The 730-nt window shown below is 43.3% G+C and carries 1 pseudogene; it reads left to right on the top strand.

Going from position 1 to position 730, the window contains the following annotated elements:
- The first annotated feature begins 174 nt into the window (after positions 1-174).
- Positions 175-641, top strand: a pseudogene (gene ruvC, locus PSE7429_RS28125) (crossover junction endodeoxyribonuclease RuvC).
- Positions 642-730: the final 89 nt, after the last annotated feature.

Genomic DNA, 730 nt, shown 5'->3' with positions numbered 1-730 from the left:
CGCACGCTGCGCGTGCGCCGCAGGTTTTAGATCTGGATTTTATATTTAATTAAGCCCGCTTATACCAATTCACGAAAGTGTGACAACACTTTTGTGAATTAAAAACTAAACCCTTAGGATGGCTACTTAATATGTCTTAGTTATCCAGATCGAAATTCTGTTAGAATTTCTTGCATGAAAATTTTAGGAATTGATCCAGGTTTAGCAATTGTAGGATTTGGTTTAATTGAGGTTGAAAAACCTGCTTCACCCAAATTATTGGAATTCGGAACCATTGTTACACCAAAGCAAACACCGATCGGCGATCGCCTCAAGACCATTTATGAAGATATGCATACCTTAATCGAGCAGTTTCAGCCACAGGTGGTGGGGATGGAAAAACTGTTTTTTATCGGATGGGAAACTTGGTTAATGTCGCCCAAGCCAGAGGTGTAATCGTACTGGTGTTAAACCAACATAATATCGAACCCATTGAATTTTCACCACCCCAGATCAAGCAAGCTTTGACAGGGCATGGCAATGCGGATAAGAGTGATGTGCAGGAAGCTGTTAAGCGGGAATTAAGTCTCGATCACATTCCCCGTCCCGATGATGCGGCGGATGCGATCGCTGCGGCTCTAACCTGCTGGCTGATTGCCTAAGCTGATTGCTTAAATTAAAGGCTCAATAGGTGTTTCGGGGAGGTGATGCAAGTAGAGATTGAAGCAAAGCAGTGAGCAAAGCTTTACCC

Source organism: Pseudanabaena biceps PCC 7429, assembly GCF_000332215.1.
Lineage (GTDB): Bacteria > Cyanobacteriota > Cyanobacteriia > Pseudanabaenales > Pseudanabaenaceae > Pseudanabaena > Pseudanabaena biceps.
Note: the sequence above shows the minus strand (reverse complement) of the source record. Positions and strands in the feature narration are given on the sequence as shown.